Here is an 18722-nt window from a genome sequence, read left to right on the forward strand (position 1 = left end):
ACTGCGGCGAAGCCTTGTCCGTCCGGCCGATGGACGCGTCATATGGCTCAAGTACGGTGGGCGGCGTGCCGCAGACCGATCACGCCCGCCCTCGCCGCCGCCGTCGCCCGTTCCGCTGGGCCGCGGGGTTCCTGGTGCTGGTGGCGGTCGCCGGGTACTTCGTCGTGCAGCGCGCGTCGAACGACAACGCCGGGGTGCCCTACTGCACGGCTTCGGCCGACGGGAAGAGCGACGGGAAGAGCGGCGCGAAGGCCTCCGGCCGGTTCGACGAGATGTCCCCCGAGCAGGCGGCGAACGCGACGACGATAGCCGCCGTCGGGGTCTCCAAGGGGATGCCCGACCGGGCCGTGACCATCGCGCTGGCGACCGCGATGCAGGAGTCGGCCCTGCGCAACCTCGACCACGGCGACCGCGATTCGCTGGGCCTGTTCCAGCAGCGGCCCTCGCAGGGCTGGGGCACGCCGGACCAGATCATGGACCCGGTGTACTCGGCGGGGATCTTCTACGACCGGCTGGCCGAGATCAAGGGGTACTCGCGGCTCCCGCTGACGGTGGCGGCGCAGAAGGTCCAGCTGAGCGGCTTCCCGCAGGCCTACGCGAAGCACGAGCCGGACGCCACCGTGCTGACCGCGGCCTTCACCGGCGCCGGCCACCTGACGTGTACCGGGCCCGCGCCCGTCCGGGCCGGCGATCCGGCCAAGGTCCGGGCGGAGCTGACCCGGCTGCTCGGCAAGAACCCCCTGTACGCGCTGCCGCCCGCGGGCGGCCGGTCCGGGGAGGGCGCCGAGTCCGAGGTGACCCTGGTGGCGAAGCCCGGCGGCGGGGATCCGGCGGCGCGGATCGGCCGGGTGCTCGCGCAGTGGGCGGTGGCCGGCTCCCGCGAGCTGGGGATCACGCGGGTCTCGTACGACGGGAAGTCCTGGGTCGCGGGCAAGGACGGCGACCGCTGGCGGGAGCGGGGCGCCGCGGCGGGCACGAACGGCGCCGGGGATCCCGCCGCCGCGGGTCCGGGCCAGGTACGGATCTTCGTACGCGGCTGATTCGCCGTGCGCGGCCGATTCCCGTGCGCGGCCGACCCTCGCGCACGGCCGATCCCCCTGCGCGGCCGATCTCCGCGCGCGCCCGATGTCCGGGGTTGTCCCGGTGGACGGGCGTACGGGCCGTCGCCCGTTCGGGGGTGACCCGTACGGCGGACACGAGGGCTCCGGCGGGCACACAATCGCAGGTCGGCGCGTGTTCCGGGCGGTCGGACCGGAAGCCGATTAAACGATCCGTTACTGATCCTTTACCCACCGGCTCCGCAACTCGCGCCCCCCTGCGAGCGGTTGTCACGGCGTACTCAGCCGCTACCGCTAGGAGCAACATGTCCACCTCCCTGACCCGTCGGATCGCCCGTGCCGCGCTGCTGCTGGCAGCCGGGGCAGCGCCCGTGGTCGGTGCGGCCGGCGCGGCCAGTGCCGCGGGCCTGGAGTCCGTGCCGCAGCTGGGCGCGCTCACCTCGCCGGACGCGACGGTCGCCGCCGCGGGCGACACCGCCGCCTCCACCCTTCCGGCTCCCGCCCCCGCCCCCGCCGATGAGGTGACCGGCGCCGCGGGCAGCCTGCTGGCGGGGCTGCCGCTCGCCGGTGGCGGGCTGGCGGGCGGTCTCCCGGCCGGCGTCCCCGCGGGTCTCCCGGGCGGGCTGCCCGGCCTCGGCTAGCAGCCGCCGCCACGAACGCCGAGGGGCCCGGGAGCACGAACTCCCGGGCCCCTCGGGCTTGTCCCGCCGCTACGGCGCCAGCCGCTTGACCGCCGCCTCGACGCGTTCGTCCGTGGCCGTGAAGGCGACGCGGACGAAGTGCGCGCCCGCCTCGCCGTAGAAGTCGCCCGGTGCGACCAGGATCCCCAGGCCGGCCAGGTGGGCGACGGTGTCCCAGCAGGGCTCGTCGCGGGTCACCCACAGGTAGAGGCTGGCCTCGCTGTGCTCGACGCGGAAGCCGTGGGCCTCCAGGGCCGTGCGCAGCGCCGCGCGGCGGGCCGCGTAGCGCACCCGCTGCTCCTCGACGTGCGCGTCGTCGCCCAGGGCCGCGACCGTGGCCGCCTGCACGGGGGCCGGGGTCATCATGCCGCCGTGCTTGCGGATCTGGAGCAGCTCGCCCAGGACGTCGGCGTCACCGGCGACGAAGGCCGCCCGGTAGCCGGCCAGGTTGGACCGCTTGGAGAGCGAGTGGACGGCGACGATGCCCTCGTAGGAGCCCCCGCAGACCTCGTCGTGCAGGACGGAGACGGGCTCGGCCTCCCAGCCCAGTTCCAGGTAGCACTCGTCGCTGAAGATGAGGATCCCGTGCTCGCGCGCCCAGGCCACGATCGCTGCGAGCTCCTCCTTGGGGAGGACCCTGCCGGTGGGGTTGGACGGGGAGTTGAGCCACAGCAGCTTCACGCGGGCCGGGTCGAGATCGGTGGTGGGGTCGTCGTAGACCACCGGTTCGGCGCCGCACAGCCGCGCGCCGACCTCGTACGTCGGGTAGGCGAGCCGGGGGTACGCCACCTGGTCGCCGGCGCCGAGGCCCAGCTGGGTGGGCAGCCAGGCCACCAGTTCCTTGGAGCCGACGACCGGCAGGACGTTGCGGTGCCCGGCGTCGCTCGCGCCGAGGCGGCCGCGCACCCATCCGGTGATCGCGTCGCGCAGGGCGGGAGTGCCCCACACCGTCGGGTAGCCCGGGGAGTCCGCGGCCTCGATCAGGGCGCGCCGGATCAGTTCCGGCACCGGGTCGACGGGGGTGCCGACGGAGAGGTCGACGATGCCGTCCGGGTGGGCCGCCGCCGTCGCCTTGTACGGCTCCAGCTTGTCCCAGGGGAAGACGGGGAGACGGGCTGAGACTGCGGCCACGGTGCGCTCTCGCTTTCCGGGTGTCACGTGCTTTCCAGAAGGGCTTCGTTGTGCTGTCGGAACTGTCAAAACACCTCGGTCCCGTGCGGCTGAGAGCCGTACGGGACCGAGGGGCGCTACTGCCTGAGAGGTCAGTGCTCGCCGTTGATGCCGGCGGGCAGCGCCGCGACGAAGGGGTGGTCGCGCTCGATCAGGCCGAGCTTGGAGGCACCACCGGGCGAACCGAGCTCGTCGAAGAACTCGACGTTCGCCTTGTAGTAGTCCTTCCACTCCTCCGGAGTGTCGTCCTCGTAGAAGATGGCCTCGACCGGGCAGACCGGCTCACACGCACCACAGTCGACGCACTCGTCCGGGTGGATGTACAAGGACCGCTGGCCCTCGTAGATGCAGTCGACGGGGCACTCTTCGATGCATGCCTTGTCCTTGACGTCGACACAAGGCTCCGCGATGACGTAGGTCACGCTCTCGTTCCTCCTCATAAGGGCTTTCCATATCGCGCGGGAGCGCGGCGTCGTCGATGCCCGCCTCTAGTATCTCCGTTCCCGGGCACGATCCGAACAGGAGGGGCGGACAGAGCTGTGGAAATCACTGCCGGTGGACGGCTGGAGATCCGGATTACACCCGCTGACGTGGGTAAACGAGTCTCTGTGCGACGGGTGGAGCATGGCTCGACCGGGACCCCCCGCTTCACGGACACCGTAGGGGTTCTCACATCCTGGAACGACGGTGTGGTGACGATCACACGAAAGACCGGCGAGTCCGTCCGCATCGCGGAATCCGCGCTGGTGGCGGGCAAGGTCGTACCGGCCGCGCCGGCCCGCCGCAGGGGGCCCGCGGCCTCCTTCGAGGAGCTCTCGCGGGTCTGCGCACGGGCCTGGGTGCCGCTGGAGAGCGAGCCGCTGGGCGAGTGGACGCTGCGCGCGGCCGGCGGATTCACCCGCCGGGCCAACTCCGTACTGCCGCTCGGCGATCCCGGGGTTCCGCTGGACGATGCACTCGAGCGGGTGACGGCCTGGTACGCGCGGCGGGGTCTTCCGGCCTACCTCCAGACCTCCACGGGGGCCGCGGGGACGCAGGAGGCGCTGTGCGCGGGGCTGGAGGACCGGGGCTGGGTCCGCGAGGTGTCGGCGCAGGTCCAGGTCGGCGGGCTGGCGGCGGTGGCGGACCTGGACGTGGACGACGCCGTGGTCGCGGACGTACGGCTGACCCGTACTCCGGACGAGGACTGGCTCTCCCGCTACGGACGGGTCAAGGACCCGCAGACCGCACGCCGCGTCCTGACGGCCGGGCCCTCGGTGTGGTTCGCGACGGTACCCGGCCGGGCGATCGGGCGGCTCGTGGTGGACGGCCGGTGGGCCGGGTTCGCGGCCGTGGAGGTCGACCCCGAGCACCGGCGCCGCGGCCTCGCCTCGGCCGTGATGGCGGCGCTGGCGCGGCGCGCGCTGGAGGAGGGCGCGTCGGCCGCGTGGCTCCAGGTGGAGAGCGACAACGCCGGGGCCCAGGGGCTGTACGGGCGCATGGGCTTCGGGACGCACCACACGTACCACCACTACCGCCGGGCGGCCCTGTGACCTCGCCCTGGCGGGAGCGGTTCGCCGCCGAGGCGCGGGCGGAGCGGCCCGACCTGGCCACGCTGTGCCTGCTGCTGGCCGCGGAGGGGGATCCGGAGCTCGACGAACGGGCCATGGACTGGGCGCAGATCGAGCTGGACCGGCTGGCGGGCATGCTGCCGTACGGGCTGCGGGGCGCTCGCGCGTGGGCTTCGGCGGTGTCCGAACTGCTCGGCGGGCGGATGGGTTTCCACGGCACCCCTGCCGACTACGACCGGCTCTCGTCCTCGCTGCTGCACGAGGTGCTGCGGCGGCGCCGGGGGCTGCCGATCCTGCTGTCCGTGGTGTGGCTGGAGGTGGCCCGGCGGGCCGGGGCTCCGGTGTACGGGCTGGCCCTGCCGGGGCACTTCGTGGTGGGCTTCGGGGATCCGGAGGAGGGCGTGGTCGTCGACCCCTTCGCGGGGGGCGCCTCGCTGGGCGCGGGTCCGGCGGAGCTGGCGGCGGGGCCGCGGACCGCGGCGCGCACGATGGACATCGTCCTGCGGATCCTGAACAACATCCGGGCGTGGGCATCGACGCGGCCCGAGCACTCGGGGGTGGCGCTGTGGGCGCTGGACCTGGCGCTGCTGCTGCCCTCGCATCCGGCGGCGTTGCGGTACGAGCGGGCGAAGCTGCTGGTGGAGCGGGGGGAGTTCGCGGTGGGGGCGGCGGAGATGGAGTCCTACGCGGTGGTCGTGGACGTGATCGATCCGCCGTCCGCGGTGCGGATTCGGGCCGAGGCGATGGCTGCGCGGGCCCTGCTGAATTAGGCCGCCGGCCCGGCTTCCGCTGCGCGGGGCGGAGTCCCGCTGCGACCCTTTGCCGCTGCGCGGGGCCGAGAGTTCCTTGCCGCGGCCTTGCCGCTGGTGGGGCGGAGTTCCCCTACCCGCCCTTCCACCGTTCCCCGGGCGCTGCCCGGACCCCGGTCCTCAAACGCCGGACGGGCTGGGAGGGGAAAGGGTCCCGGGCTGCGCCCGGACCCCTCTGGGGCTCCGCCCCAGACCCCGCGCCTCAAACGCCGGCGAGGCTGGATATGCCGGAGCCCCTCCCCCAGGTTCGGGGAGGGGCTCCGGGGTGCGGGCTGCTGTGGGTCAGCTCGGGTTGGTTTCGATGACCGCGGTGCGTTCGGCGGTGGTTTTGCCGCGGAGGGCCTTGCCCAGGACTCCGACGACGTCCTGCGGGGTGACGGCGGTCTTCTGGCCGGTGCCGCGCATGATGAGGACTCCGTCGAAGGTGTTCCCGTAGGCCGTCTTGAGGGCTTCCAGGTCGTACTTCTCGACGAGGTGGCCGTCCACGGCCTGCATGCTCAGGATCTTCGGCAGGGACTTGGCGCCGAGCGGGATGGACTTGCCGCCGGCCTTGACGAGGACCGGGGCCGACATCGCGGGCTGGGCGAACTCCTTCATGGCCCGGTCCAGTTCGGCCTTGTCGACGACCGGGTCCTTGGTGGCGACCGGGAGGACGACGGGGTCGGACTTGCCGCTCTCGACCATGTCGTGGAAGGCCTTGGTCACCATGGTGACGGAGCCGTCCACATCGAGCGTGGAACCGGCCTTGCCGGGTACGGCGACGGCCTTGCCCGTGTCGAAGGTGATGGTGCCCTCGGCCACGGAACCGGCGGTGCCGGCCAGCTCCTGGAGGGCCACCCGCAGCTTCTCCTCGTCGGTGGGCATGACGGCCTCGGCCTCGCGCACGCTGCCGAACAGGGAGCCGATGACCGTGACGGGGTTGTAGTCGCTGCCCGCCGCGTTGCGGACGGTGGTCTGGCTGTCCAGGCTCAGGCCGGCCTTCTCCGGCTTCAGCTCGACCTGCTTGCCGCCGACGGTGAGCTTGAGCGGGGCCGCGGCGCGGTTGCCGAAGGACGTCTGGAGCTTGGCGACGGCCTCGTCGCGGGTGCCGCTGATCTCGACGCCGAGCACGGTGGTGCCCTTGGGGACGTCGGAGTGGTTCAGGAGCAGCCCGGCTCCGTAGGCCACGCCGATCAGCCCGAAGAGGGCTCCGCCGACGAGGACCAGCTTGTTGCGGCCCTTCTTGGCGGGCCGCGCCGGGGCGGGCGCGGGAGCCTGCGGCCTGGCCTTGTTCGCGGGCGCCGGCGCGGGCACGTGCGGAAGCTGTCCGGTGGAGTCCAGCTCGGGGCCGGGCCAGCTCGGCTCCTGCGCCCCTCCCCCGGGTACGGAGCCCAGCGCGGGCCCGCCCGTCGGCCCGTCCGGGACGCGGCCCGGGCCGGTGCCGGGCCAGGCGGGAGCCGGCGGCACGGGGGTGCCCAGGGCCTGGGCGACGGGACCGGAGCCGGGGCCGTACGCGGCTCCGGCGCCGGGCGGCGGCCCGGCGGGACCGGGACCGGGGCCGGGGCCCTGCGCACCCGTACGGGGACCACCGGGTCCGGCGGGCGGCGCGGGGTAACCGGCGCCCGGCCCTGTGCCGACGCCGGGGCCGCCGGGGCCGGGGCCCATCGGCGCGCCGGGGCGCGGACCGGCCGGGCCCTGGGCGAAGCCCTGCTGCGCGGGACCGTCGAAGCGCGGGCCGCCGGGCTGGGCCGGAGCGGGACCGGGACCGCCCGGGCGGGGGCCCATGGGCGCGCCCGGACCGGGGCCCATCGGCGCGCCGGGGCGCGGACCGGCCGGGCCCTGGGCGAAGCCCTGCTGCGCGGGACCGTCGAAGCGCGGGCCGCCGGGCTGGGCCGGAGCCGGGCCGCGCGCCGGGGCCGGAGCCTGCTGCGGGGCGGGCGCGGGGGCGGGCGCGGGGGCCGCCTTGCGCGGAGCGAACCAGTTGCTGGCCGTCTCCTCGCCCGCACTCGGTTCGGGGGCGGCCGGCGGGGCGGGTGCGGGCTCGGGCGCGGGCGCCTCGGCTTCGGGCATGGTCTGGCGTACGACCACGGGCGGAATCGGCCGCGAACCCGGGATGTTGATCCGGATCCGGGTCGTCAGCTGGGTCTCCGTCTTCGGCCCGTCGGAATCGGGTGTGGACGGCTTCGCGGGCGGTGCGGTCACTGAACTCTCCTCCGGGATGGTCGCCGTGCCCGGACCCGGACCGGGGGGCACTGTCGTGGTCGGATACTGGCCTGATCCGTACGGCGGCCCACCTGAGGGGTGGGCGGCTTCGCCGCGCCCGTTGGGCCCGGCGGGCGGACTGTCAGTTTCACGGCTCAAGGCAGGTTCTCCCGATCGGCTCCGCCGCCCGTCATAGCGTGCGCGGGCAGCTCGGCGGCCGGTCCACCATACTGGCCACCGCCCGCGTGCACCCGGCCGCCGGGAACGAAGGGTTCCCCTTGAGCTCCTGCGCGCCCCCTCCGTACCCCTCCTGAGCACCTGTCGCCCGGTTGCCGGGGGCGCGCGCACGCACCGGCCGAGCCGCTCGTCAAGGCGTCGGGCGGGGCCGACGCCGCGTCACTTGGCCTTCCCGGCGGCCGAAAGCGGCCGGTCCCCGGGGAGGTTCATCGTGGCGCACATCACAGCGAGTACGACTCCACCCAAAAGGTAGACGTACATGCCGATTCCGGACGAACCAAGCAGGAAGTCCCCCTCCGGCCGGGGCACACCGAGGAGCACGTAGGAGAGGAACCAGCCGACCGTGGCCGCTCCCACGCCGATGCCGGTGCCCAGTGCGAGCCGGGCGCCGAGGAACAGGCCGAAGAGCGCGAGGAGTGCGAGCGCCAGTCCGCCGTGGAACCACAGGTCGGCCACGAGCCAGCCGGCCACGCCGGTGAGCACCCCGGCCGCCAACAGGCCCAGCAGGACGGCGATCCGCGCCCCGTTCCCGATGGCCGCCGACCCGGTCACGCCCGCACCCCCGCGAAGAGGTCGCGCTCGCGCTCGCCCGCCGGGACGCCGGGCCGGCCGGCGGCCAACTCGTAGTACTCGTGGGTGAACAGCGGCTGCGCGAGGTCGTTGGAGAGCGCGAAGAAGGGCCCGTCCACCGCGATCTGGGTGGCGTGGGCGCGCATCGCCGCCGTCTTCGCGGCCACGAACGCCTGCTCGGCGGCCTCGTCCCCGCCGATCTCGGCGGTGATCCGCTCGTCGGCCACCACGCCCGGCACGTCGTCCGGCGCCGCGGGCGCCGGGAAGGGCACCTCGCTCCCGGCCTCGCGCAGCCGGGCGAAGCCCTCCTCGACGACCGTGCGCGGTACGCGGTTCCAGTAGAGCTTCTGGATGGCGTGCGCCGCCCCGAGGTCCCGGCGGTACGTGGGCTCCGCGGCCAGTTCGGCGGCGCGGGTGGCCACGCGGTGGGCCTGGATGTGGTCGGGGTGGCCGTACCCGCCGTCCGGGTCGTAGGTGACGAGGACCTGGGGGCGCAGTTCGCGGATCACCTCCACGAGGTACCCCGCCGCCTCGTCCACGTCGGCCGACCAGAAGGCGCCGGGACGGCGGTTCTGTTCGGCGCCCATCATCCCGGAGTCCCGGAAGCGGCCGGGGCCGCCGAGGAAGCGGTGGTCGGTGACGCCCAGTTCCTTCATGGCCTCGGCGAGTTCGCCGACGCGGTGGGCGCCGAGGGTGTCGTCGCGGTCGGCCGTCAGGTGGGCGAGGCCGGGCGGGATGACCTCACCCTCCTCGCCGAGGGTGCAGGTCACCAACGCGACATGGACGCCCTCGGCCGCGTACTTGGCCATGGTGACGCCGTTGTTGATCGACTCGTCGTCCGGGTGCGCGTGCACGAGCAGGAGCCGACGGGCGGGAAGACCGTTCATGGGGGTCACCCTACGAGAAACGGCGGCCCCGTCCCCCGAACCGGGACCCCGCTAGAACTTGAGGCCGCTGATCATGCTCGCCACGTTGTTGGTCAGCTGGGAGAGCGTCGGAGCCACGGTCGAGCTCGCCAGATAGAAGCCGAGCAGTACACAGACCACTGCGTGACCCGCCTTCAGGCCCGAACGCCGGACCAGCAGGAAGACGACGACTGCCAGCAGCACCACGGCCGAGATCGATAGTGCCACGGCGTTTCACCTCCACGTCGAGCGGACATCGGGTTCGCGTACTCGCAACTCGGTGCTCGGCAGAGTCATACCCACCGTGCGCTACGGATCATAACTATCCGTACCGCCACATCGATCGATTCCGGCAGCACGAGGGGCGCACGCCGCGCACGCCCGGGGTCACAGAAGTGCCGGCCGGGGAAGCTGTGAGCCTCCCCGGCCGGCTGTCGGCACCCGCACGGCCGCACGAATCCAGGCTGCCCGGCCCAGATCTCGGGACAGAAACGGTCAAGTTGCCTGCATGTAAACCGAGTTGCCGGAAAGCGGAGTGCCGTTCACAGCTGTGGCGAGAAATGAGCGGTCCCGGGGGCCCTTGGCTCACTCCTTGGTCAGCGGCCCCGAAGGCGGTTCCGAAGCCGGCCCCGAAGGCGGTTCCGAAGCCGGCCCCGAAGGCGGCTCCGAGGACGGCCCCGAAGGCGGCATGACGACCCGCTCGGATGCGAAATGGCACGCCGAGGGGTGGGCCGTCGGGCCGCCCGGGAGGAAGGCCGGGATCTCCAGGAGCGGGACCTCCGAAGCGCAGCGCGCCTCGGCCTTCCAGCAGCGGGTGCGGAAGCGGCAGCCCGAGGGCGGATTCGCCGGGGAGGGCACGTCGCCGGAGAGGATGATCCGCTCGCGGCCCGCGCGCGCCTCCGGGTCGGGGACCGGGACCGCGGAGAGCAGTGCCTGGGTGTACGGGTGGGTGGGGTGGTCGTAGATCTGGGTGTCGGTGCCGATCTCGACGATCCGGCCCAGGTACATGACGCCGACCCGGTCGGAGATGTGCCGGACGATCGAGAGGTCGTGCGCGATGAACACGTAGGAGAGGTTGAACTCGTCCTGGAGGCGCTCCAGGAGGTTGACCACCTGGGCCTGGACGGAGACGTCGAGGGCGGAGACGGGCTCGTCGGCGACGATGATCTCGGGCTGGAGCGCGAGGCCGCGGGCGATGCCGATGCGCTGGCGCTGGCCGCCGGAGAACTGGTGCGGGTACCGGTTGATGTACTCCGGGTTCAGGCCGACCACGTCCAGGAGTTCCTGGACCTTGCGGCGCCGGTCGCCCTTGGGGGCCACCTCGGGGTGGATCTCGTACGGCTCGCCGATGATGTCGCCGACCGTCATGCGCGGGTTCAGCGAGGTGTACGGGTCCTGGAACACCATCTGGATGTTGCGGCGCGCGGCCTTGAGGCCCTTGGCGGACAGCTTGGCGAGGTCCTCGCCCTTGTACGTGATCGAGCCAGCCGTCGGGCGTTCCAGGTTGACCAGCATCTTGGCGACGGTGGACTTGCCGCAGCCCGACTCCCCGACGATGCCGAGGGTTTCGCCGGCCCGCAGGTCGAAGGAGACCCCGTCGACGGCCTTGACGGCGCCGACCTGCTTCTTGAAGAGGATGCCCTGGGTCAGCGGGTAGTGCTTGACCAGGTCCTCCACCACGAGGATGGACTCAGCCACCGAGGCACTCCTTCCAGAAGAAGCACGCACTGGCGCGGTCGGGTCCGACCTCGGCCAGCGGCGGTACGTCGGTGCGGCAGACGGCCCGGGCCATCGGGCAGCGCGGGTTGAAGGCGCAACCGGGCGGGATGGCGAGCAGGTTGGGCGGCAGGCCCTTGATGGCGTACAGCTCCTGGCCCTTCTGGTCCAGGCGCGGGATGGAGTCCAGCAGGCCCCGGGTGTAGGGGTGGGCGGGATTCCGGTAGATCTCGTGGACCGGCGCGGCCTCGACGATCCGGCCGGCGTACATGACGGCGATCTTGTCGGCCACGTCGGCGACCACGCCGAGGTCGTGGGTGATCAGGATCAGGCCCATGTTGAGCTCGCGCTGGAGCTCGGCGAGCAGGTCCATGACCTGGGCCTGGACGGTGACGTCCAGGGCGGTGGTCGGCTCGTCCGCGATGATGAGCGAGGGTTCCAGGGCCATCGCCATCGCGATCATGATGCGCTGGCGCATGCCGCCGGAGAACTGGTGCGGGTAGTCCCCCACCCGCTCCCGGGCCGCCGGGATCTTCACCCGGTCCATCAGCTCGACGGCCTTGTTCCGGGCGTCCTTGCGGGACATCCCGCGGTGGACCTCGTACATCTCGCCGAGCTGCGCGCCGACGCTCAGGACCGGGTTGAGGGAGGACAGGGCGTCCTGGAAGATCATGGCCATCTCGTTGCCGCGGACCTTCCTGCGCTCCTCCTCCTTCATCTTCAGCAGGTCTTTGCCCTTGAAGAGGATCTCGCCGCCCGCGATGCGGCCCGGCGGCATGTCGAGGATGCCCATGACGGCCTGGGCGGTGACCGACTTGCCGGAGCCGGACTCGCCGAGAACGGCGAGGGTCTCGCCCTCGGCCACGGAGTAGTTGACCCCGTTGACGGCCTTGGCGACGCCGTCCCGCGTCTTGAATTCCACGTGCAGATCGCGCACTTCGAGCAGCATGTGCGGGGCTCCTCAGCGCAGCTTGGGGTCGAGGGCGTCGCGCACCGCGTCGCCGAGCATGATGAACGCGAGCACGGTGATGCTGAGCGCGCCCGCCGGGTAGAGCAGCATGTGCGGGGCGTTGCGGATCTGGGAGGCGGCGTTGGAGATGTCGATGCCCCAGGAGACCGTGGGCGGCCGCAGGCCGACGCCGAGGAAGGACAGGGTGGCTTCCAGGGCGATGTAGGTGCCGAGCGCGATGGTGGCGACGACGATGACGGGCGCGATGGCGTTGGGCGCCACGTGCCGCAGCAGCATCCGGCCGTTGCCGGCGCCGAGCGCCCGAGCGGCCTGGACGTAGTCGTTCTGTTTGGCGGTGATGACCGAGCCGCGGGCGATGCGGGCCAGCTGGGGCCAGCCGAGCAGCACGATGAAGCCGACGACGGGCCAGACGGTGGTGCTGGTGACCACGGACAGGAAGACCAGGCCGCCGAGGACCACCGGGATGCCGAAGAAGATGTCGGCGACCCGGGAGAGCAGCGCGTCGCCCCAGCCCCCGAAGAATCCGGCGAGCCCGCCGAGCGCGGAGCCGAGGAGGGCCGCGCCGAGGGTGGCGCAGATGCCGACGGTGATGGAGGCGCGGGCCCCGTAGACGGTACGGGTGTACACGTCGCAGCCCTGGGTGTCGTACCCGAAGGGGTGGCCCGGCGAGGAGCCCTGCTGCGATTTGGACAGGTCGCACTGGAGCGGGTCGCCGCTCGCGATGAGCTGGGGCCAGATGGAGATGACCACGAGGAAGAGGATCAGCAGCGTGGAGACGAGGAAGACGGGGTTGCGGCGCAGCTGGTGCCAGGCGTCGGACCACAGGGAGCGGGGCTTCTCCTGGGGTCCCGTGGGGCCCGCGGGGCCTCCCCCGAGCTCCTTCTCCAGGGACTCCCCCTCCTCCAGGGCGAGATCCATGGCGCCCCCCTGGCCGGTGGGGGCGATGGACTCGTGGGGGCCGGGTCCCAGCGGATCGTAGGCGGCGCGCTCGGGATCGGGCTCAGGCATAACGGATCCTCGGGTCCAGGACCGCGTAGAGCAGGTCGACGAGCAGGTTCGCCAGCAGGAAGACGATCACGAGGATGGTCACGAAGCCGACCACCGTCGGGGAGTTGTTGCGCAGGATGCCCTGGTAGAGCTGGTAGCCGACCCCGTGGATGTTGAAGATCCGCTCGGTGACGATCGCTCCGCCCATCAGGGCGCCGATGTCGGTGCCGATGAAGGTGACCACGGGGATCAGCGAGTTGCGCAGCAGGTGACGGGTGATGACCCGGCGGCGGGGCAGGCCCTTGGCCACGGCGGTGCGGACGTAGTCGGCCTTGACGTTCTCGGCGATGGAGGTCCGGGTCAGCCGGGTGACGTAGGCGAGGGAGACCAGCGCGAGCACGATGCCGGGCAGGATCAGTTCGCTGAAGGGGGCGTCCGGGGAGACGGTGGGGCGCACCCAGCCCCATTTGACGCCGAAGACGAACTGGAGGAGGTAGCCGGTCACGAAGGTGGGCACCGAGATGACGACGAGGGTGAGCACCAGCACGCCGCTGTCGATGGACTTGCCGCGCTTGAGGCCGCTGATCACGCCGAGGGTGATGCCGACGACGATCTCGATGGCGATCGCGACGATGGTCAGGCGCAGGGTCACCGGGAAGGCCGAGGCCATGAGTTCGGTGACCTTCTGGCCGTTGAAGGCGGTGCCGAAGTCGCCCTGGAAGATCTGCCCCATGTAGTGCAGGTACTGCTTCCACAGGGGCTGGTCGAGGTAGAGGTCCTTGCGGATGCGCGCGGCGGTGGCGGGGTCGGGGGCCTTGTCGCCGAAGAGGGCGGCGACCGGGTCACCGAGCGCGTACACCATGAAGAAGATCAGGAACGTGCTGCCGATGAACACGGGGATCATCTGGAGCAGTCGCCGGATCACATAACGTCCCATGGACTGCTCCAGGTTCGATCCGTTGGCGGGTCAGCTGACCTTGATCTGGTCGTACACCGGGACGCTGAACTGGTTGAGCTTCACGTCCGAGACGCGCTCCCCGTAGCCCGCGCTGCCGTTCTGGTACCAGAGCGGGATCGACGGCATCTGCTCGGCGAGGATCTTCTCGGCGTCCTTGAAGAGGCCGGTCGCCTTGGCGGCGTCGCTCTCGCGGTTCGCCGCGTCGACGAGCTTGTCGAATTCCGGGTTGCTGAACTTCCCGTAGTTGGAGGACGCGCCGGTGTAGTAGAGCGGCTCCAGGAAGTTCTGGATCAGGGGGTAGTCGGCCTGCCAGCCGGAGCGGAACGGGCCGGTCAGCTTGAAGCTGCTCTGCTGGTTGCGGAAGTCGGCGAAGGTGCCGATCGGGTTGACCGTGCAGACCGGGCCCTCGCCGAGGGCGTTGTTGATGCTGTTGCAGACGGCGTCCATCCACTCGCGGTGCGAGCCGGTGTCCACGTTGGAGGTCAGCGAGACCTTGCCGCCGGGCAGGCCGCCGGCCTCCTGGATGAGCTTCTTGGCCTCGGTGGGGTTGAAGGAGCAGGCCTCGCCGCAGGCGGTGGCGGAGAAACCGCCCTTGTCGCCGAGGGCCGGGGAGGTCCAGTCCTTGGCCGGGGTGCGGGTCTCGCGGAAGATCTGCTTGGTGATCTCGTCGCGGTTGATCGCCATCGAGATGCCCCGGCGGACCTTGTCCATGCCCTCCTTGCTCCACTGCGGGTCGTATAGCGGGAAGGTGAGGGTCTGGATGATGAGGGCCGGCTGGTTGATGTAGCGGTCGCCGAGGTCGTTCGCGACGTTCTTCAGCTGCTGCGCCGGGACGTCGTCGACCAGGTCGAGGTTGCCCGAGATCAGGTCGGTGTAGGCGGTGTTGTTGTCGGTGTAGACCTTCAGGTCCACTCCGCCGTTGACCGCCTTGTCCTCACCCGTGTAGGCGTCCCACTTGCGCAGCTTCATGCCGGTGCCCTTGGTGTACGAGTCCACCGTGTACGGGCCGTTGCCGACGGGCTTCTTCAGCCAGGCGTCGTGGTCCGTGAAGAAGGCCTTGGGCAGGGGCGAGAACGCCTGGTAGCCGAGGGTCTCGGGCCAGGTGGAGAACTTCTCCTTGAGGGCGACCGTGAAGGTCTTGGGGTCCTTGACGACCAGGCCTGACATGGTCTTGGACTTGGGGTCGCCCTTCTCGGGGTGGACGTCCGCGTAGCCGACGATGTCGGAGAAGAAGGGCGAGTTGTTCTGCTTCTTGGTGACGTCCGCGCCGTAGTTCCAGGCGTCCACGAAGGACTGCGCGGTGACGGGCTCGTCGTTGCTGAACTTCCAGCCGTCCTTCAGCGTGATCGTGAAGTTCTGGCTGTCGGTGGTCTCGATCTTCTCGGCGAGGAAGTTCTTCGCCTCACCGGTCTCGGGGTCGTACCGCTTGAGCCCCCGGAAGATCATGTCGAGGACCTTGCCGCCCTGGACCTCGTTGGTGTTGGCGGGCTCCAGCGGGTTCTGCGGGTCTCCCCACGAGGAGCTGACGATGCCGTCCGCGCCGCCCCCGCCGCTGTCGCTTCCGCCGCCGCAGGCGGTCGCCGCGAGGGCGACGGCCGCCGCACATGCGGCCCACTTGGCGTGGGTGGCTCCGCGCATGGAGTGCCTCCTCATGGATCCCAAGACTCACTTAGGGCCCAATGTCACCCTATGTGGGGTCTCGCACACTCCTGGTTGGACCGATTGCACCCTCGCGCCGCCCGCCTGTCACCCCTGCGAGTGCAAAGCGGACCGTCGAAGCGTCAGCTCCCAGGTGTCCACCGTGTGGTGCGTGCTCATGCCGTGCGCCTCGTACAGCCGCAGCGCTCCGCTCGCGTTGGCCGAGTCCACCTCCAGGCCCAGTGTCGCGCGGCCGCGAGCGGCGTAGGCGGCGAAGCAGTGGCGCAGCAGGAAGGCTCCGACGCCCCGGCCGCGGGCCTGCGCCCGTACGCCGAGGTGGCTGAGCCAGCCCATGCTGGTGCGGTCGTCGCGGGTGAGCAGTACCCCTACGTCGCCCAGTACGGGCAGGCTCGCGATCCACACCAGCGACCAGTCCAGGCCGCGGCCGTCGATCTGGTCCAGCCAGGGCTCGTACGGGCGCTCCACGTGCCCGAAGTGCTCCGCGAAGGTCTCCTCGATCAGTGCGTGGGCGCGCCGGCGCTCGCTCTCGTCGCCGTCGCAGGGGCGAAGGACGAGCCCTGCGGGCGGCTCCGGGGGCGTGTCGGCGGAGCCGAGCGCGCGGGTCAGCACCCGGAAGCTGCGCACCGTGCGGTAGCCGCGGCCGGGCAGCAGGTCGGGGTCGAGGGTGCGACCCCCGCTGGGCGCGAGCCACAGGTAGGCGTGCGGGGCTCCGGCGGTGAGTTCGCGGGCCCTGGCCTCCACCCGCTCCAGCAGCCGGACGGCGGCCGCGCTGCGCCCCGGCAGGACCCTGAAGTGGCAGTCGGCCCGGCCGGGGCCGGAGTCGGCCCACACCAGGGCGTAGCCGAGGAGACGGCCGCTCTCGAAGGCGAGGAAGGAGTCCGCCTCCAGGTCCACGTCGGGGTGGTGCAGATCGGCCTCCACCGCGCCCAGGTCGGTTTCCGGGCGGCCGATCTCGATGCGGTCGATGGTGTTGAGGAGCCCGCAGATGTCCCCGGCGTCGGAGGGCCCGGCGGGCCGTACGGTGAGCATGCGGGCCATCAGACCATGCGGGCCGTCGGGGCTCCGTCAGCGGGCCGGGGGCGCACGGCGCGCGAACGCCGGGGTGCGCCGACGCGGAGGCGCCCGCCGCCGGAAAGGATCCGGTGACGGGCGCCCGTGGGTACCCCTGTCGGGAGGTCAGACGGCCAGGACGGCCTTCTCCTCCGCGAAGTGGCAGGCCGACTCGTGCGCGGCCAGCGACTTGGAGCCCTTGAAGCGCTCCGGGATGGCGAGCAGCGGCTCCTCGACGGAGCACTTCTCCTCGGCCTTCCAGCAGCGGGTGCGGAAGCGGCAGCCCGACGGCGGGTTGGCCGGCGAGGGGACGTCACCGGTGAGGATGATCCGCTCGCGGCCCTCGCGGGCGGCCGGGTCCGGCACCGGCACCGCGGAGAGCAGCGCCTGGGTGTACGGGTGGGTCGGGTGCTCGTAGATCTGCTCGTCGGTGCCGATCTCGGCCATCTTGCCGAGGTACATGACACCGACGCGGTCCGAGATGTGCCGGACGATCGACAGGTCGTGCGCGATGAAGATGTAGGAGAGGTTGAACTCCTCCTGCAGCTTCTCCATCAGGTTGATGACCTGGGCCTGCACCGATACGTCGAGCGCGGAGACCGGCTCGTCGCAGATGATGATCTCCGGGTTGAGCGCGAGGCCGCGGGCGATGCCGATGCGCTGGCGCTGGCCGCCGGAGAACTGGTGCGGGTACCGGTTGATGTACTCCGGGTTGAGGCCGACGACGTCGAGGAGTTCCTGCACCTTGCGGCGCCGGTCGCCCTTGGGGGCCACCTCGGGGTGGATGTCGTAGGTCTCGCCGATGATGTCGCCGACCGTCATGCGCGGGTTCAGCGAGGTGTACGGGTCCTGGAACACCATCTGGATGTTGCGGCGGACGGCCTTCAGGGCGCGGCCGGACAGCTTGGTGATGTCCTGGCCCTTGTAGAAGACCTCGCCGGCGGTGGCGCGTTCCAGGTTCATCAGCAGCTTGGCGACGGTGGACTTGCCACAGCCGGACTCGCCGACGATGCCCAGGGTCTCACCCTGGTACAGGTCGAAGGAGATCCCGTCGACCGCCTTGACCGCGCCGACCTGCTTCTTGAACAGGATTCCCTGGGTCAGCGGGAAGTGCTTGACCAGGTTGCGGACCTGGAGGATCGGCTCCCGTGCGGGGGCGTTGGTGAGCTCAGCCATGGAGCTGCTCCTTCCAGAAGTGGCAGGCGCTCTGACGGCCGGCCAGCTCGCTGCCGTCCTGCTCGCTGACGGGCTGCAGGGCGGGGATCTCGGACCGGCAGATGTCCTGCGCCGCGGGGCAGCGCGGGCTGAACGAGCAGCCGGTGGGCAGGCGCAGCAGGTTCGGCGGCAGGCCCTTGATCGCGAAGAGCTCCTGGCCCTTCTGGTCCAGGCGCGGGATCGAGTCCAGCAGGCCCCGGGTGTACGGGTGCGCCGGGCGCTTGTAGATCTCGTGGACCGGAGCGGTCTCGACGATCCGGCCGGCGTACATGACGGCGATCTTGTCCGCGACGTCGGCGACCACGCCGAGGTCGTGGGTGATCAGGATCAGGCCCATGTTCAGCTCGCGCTGGAGCTCGGCGAGCAGGTCCATGACCTGGGCCTGGACGGTGACGTCCAGAGCGGTGGTCGGCTCGTCCGCGATGATCAGGTCGGGCTCCAGCGCGATCGCCATGGCGATCATGATGCGCTGGCGCATACCGCCGGAGAAGTGGTGCGGGTAGTCGTCGACCCGCTGCTTCGCCGCCGGGATCTTGACCTTCTCCATCAGCTCGATGGCCTTGAGCCGGGCGTCCTTCTTCGACATGCCCTCGTGGACGCGGAACATCTCGCCCAGCTGGTAGCCGACGGTGAGCACCGGGTTCAGGGAGGACAGGGCGTCCTGGAAGATCATGGCGATCTTCCGGCCGCGCAGCTGACGCCGCTCCTCGAAGCTCATCTTGAGCATGTCCTGGCCGCGGAAGAGGATCTCGCCCTGCGGGATCTTGCCGGGGGGCATGTCGAGGATGCCCATGATGGCCTGGGCCGTCACGGACTTGCCGGAGCCGGACTCGCCGAGGACGGCGAGGGTCTCGCCGGCGCTCACGGAGTAGTTGACGCCGTTGACTGCCTTGGCCACACCGTCGCGGGTGTGGAACTCGACGTGCAGGTCGCGCACTTCGAGGAGCGGCGTCTGCGGGGCCCCGTCACGCGGGGAGGGGAGGCTGGAGGTGTTGTCCATGGTGATC

General features: G+C 71.5%; 18 protein-coding genes. 4 read left to right on the forward strand and 14 right to left on the reverse strand.

Annotated features, from left to right (window positions below):
- The first annotated feature begins 65 nt into the window (after positions 1-65).
- Together OG730_RS15260 and OG730_RS15265 are read left to right on the forward strand one after the other, a co-directional pair.
- Positions 66-1040, forward strand: coding sequence for a hypothetical protein (locus tag OG730_RS15260; protein ID WP_327304757.1), 975 nt, complete (start codon positions 66-68; stop codon positions 1038-1040).
- A gap of 323 nt (positions 1041-1363) precedes the next feature.
- Positions 1364-1699, forward strand: coding sequence for an ATP-binding protein (locus OG730_RS15265; RefSeq protein WP_327304758.1), 336 nt, complete (start codon positions 1364-1366; stop codon positions 1697-1699).
- Positions 1700-1768: 69 nt separating this feature from the next.
- Here OG730_RS15265 and dapC read toward each other — a convergent pair whose 3' ends face one another.
- Both dapC and fdxA read right to left on the reverse strand, forming a co-directional pair.
- Positions 1769-2869, reverse strand: coding sequence for a succinyldiaminopimelate transaminase (gene dapC, locus OG730_RS15270; RefSeq protein WP_327304759.1), 1101 nt, complete (start codon positions 2867-2869; stop codon positions 1769-1771).
- A 131-nt stretch (positions 2870-3000) separates the two neighbouring features.
- Entirely contained in the window at positions 3001-3330 is a 330-nt protein-coding gene (fdxA, locus tag OG730_RS15275; protein ID WP_030011906.1) for a ferredoxin, read from the reverse strand.
- A 117-nt stretch (positions 3331-3447) separates the two neighbouring features.
- Between fdxA and OG730_RS15280 the strand changes: the two genes are divergently transcribed.
- Positions 3448-4440 carry a GNAT family N-acetyltransferase gene (locus OG730_RS15280; protein WP_327304760.1) on the forward strand — a complete coding sequence of 331 codons (993 nt, stop codon included), beginning with the start codon at positions 3448-3450 and terminating at the stop codon, positions 4438-4440.
- Positions 4437-5228 (forward strand): transglutaminase family protein, encoded by a 792-nt coding sequence (locus OG730_RS15285; RefSeq protein WP_327304761.1) that lies wholly within the window; start codon positions 4437-4439, stop codon positions 5226-5228. The genes OG730_RS15280 and OG730_RS15285 overlap by 4 nt, the downstream gene beginning before the upstream one ends.
- 321 nt (positions 5229-5549) lie before the next feature.
- Here the strand turns inward: OG730_RS15285 and OG730_RS15290 are convergent, their stop codons facing one another.
- The 12 genes from OG730_RS15290 to OG730_RS15345 form a co-directional block, all read right to left on the reverse strand.
- A complete protein-coding gene (locus OG730_RS15290) occupies positions 5550-7607 on the reverse strand; it encodes a hypothetical protein (RefSeq protein ID WP_442814926.1) in 2058 nt (685 codons plus the stop codon).
- A gap of 237 nt (positions 7608-7844) precedes the next feature.
- Positions 7845-8237, reverse strand: a complete 393-nt coding sequence (locus tag OG730_RS15295) for a DUF6113 family protein (RefSeq protein ID WP_327304763.1) — start codon at positions 8235-8237, stop codon at positions 7845-7847.
- Complete coding sequence (mshB, locus tag OG730_RS15300; protein ID WP_327304764.1) at positions 8234-9142, reverse strand: N-acetyl-1-D-myo-inositol-2-amino-2-deoxy-alpha-D-glucopyranoside deacetylase; 909 nt, start codon at positions 9140-9142, stop codon at positions 8234-8236. The genes OG730_RS15295 and mshB overlap by 4 nt, the downstream gene beginning before the upstream one ends.
- A gap of 51 nt (positions 9143-9193) precedes the next feature.
- On the reverse strand, positions 9194-9388 hold the full coding sequence (locus OG730_RS15305; protein WP_250741735.1) for a hypothetical protein: 195 nt from the start codon (positions 9386-9388) through the stop codon (positions 9194-9196).
- Positions 9389-9745: 357 nt separating this feature from the next.
- The gene (locus OG730_RS15310) at positions 9746-10858 is read right to left on the reverse strand and encodes an ABC transporter ATP-binding protein (protein ID WP_327304765.1); all 1113 of its coding nucleotides are present in this window, start codon (positions 10856-10858) and stop codon (positions 9746-9748) included.
- Positions 10851-11825: an ABC transporter ATP-binding protein gene (locus OG730_RS15315; protein WP_327304766.1), complete on the reverse strand. Its 975-nt coding sequence runs from the start codon at positions 11823-11825 to the stop codon at positions 10851-10853. Before OG730_RS15315 ends, OG730_RS15310 begins: the two co-directional genes overlap by 8 nt.
- 12 nt (positions 11826-11837) lie before the next feature.
- Complete coding sequence (locus OG730_RS15320; protein ID WP_442814927.1) at positions 11838-12854, reverse strand: ABC transporter permease; 1017 nt, start codon at positions 12852-12854, stop codon at positions 11838-11840.
- Positions 12847-13770, reverse strand: coding sequence for an ABC transporter permease (locus OG730_RS15325; RefSeq protein WP_327304767.1), 924 nt, complete (start codon positions 13768-13770; stop codon positions 12847-12849). Before OG730_RS15325 ends, OG730_RS15320 begins: the two co-directional genes overlap by 8 nt.
- A gap of 30 nt (positions 13771-13800) precedes the next feature.
- Positions 13801-15429 (reverse strand): peptide ABC transporter substrate-binding protein, encoded by a 1629-nt coding sequence (locus OG730_RS15330; protein WP_327304768.1) that lies wholly within the window; start codon positions 15427-15429, stop codon positions 13801-13803.
- Between the two features lie 108 nt (positions 15430-15537).
- Positions 15538-16479, reverse strand: a complete 942-nt coding sequence (locus OG730_RS15335; RefSeq protein ID WP_327304769.1) for a GNAT family N-acetyltransferase — start codon at positions 16477-16479, stop codon at positions 15538-15540.
- Positions 16480-16626: 147 nt separating this feature from the next.
- A complete protein-coding gene (locus OG730_RS15340; RefSeq protein WP_327304770.1) occupies positions 16627-17676 on the reverse strand; it encodes an ABC transporter ATP-binding protein in 1050 nt (349 codons plus the stop codon).
- A complete protein-coding gene (locus OG730_RS15345; RefSeq protein ID WP_442815194.1) occupies positions 17669-18715 on the reverse strand; it encodes an ABC transporter ATP-binding protein in 1047 nt (348 codons plus the stop codon). Before OG730_RS15345 ends, OG730_RS15340 begins: the two co-directional genes overlap by 8 nt.
- Positions 18716-18722 lie beyond the last annotated feature (7 nt).

It is taken from the genome of Streptomyces sp. NBC_01298 (genome assembly GCF_035978755.1).
GTDB lineage: Bacteria > Actinomycetota > Actinomycetes > Streptomycetales > Streptomycetaceae > Streptomyces.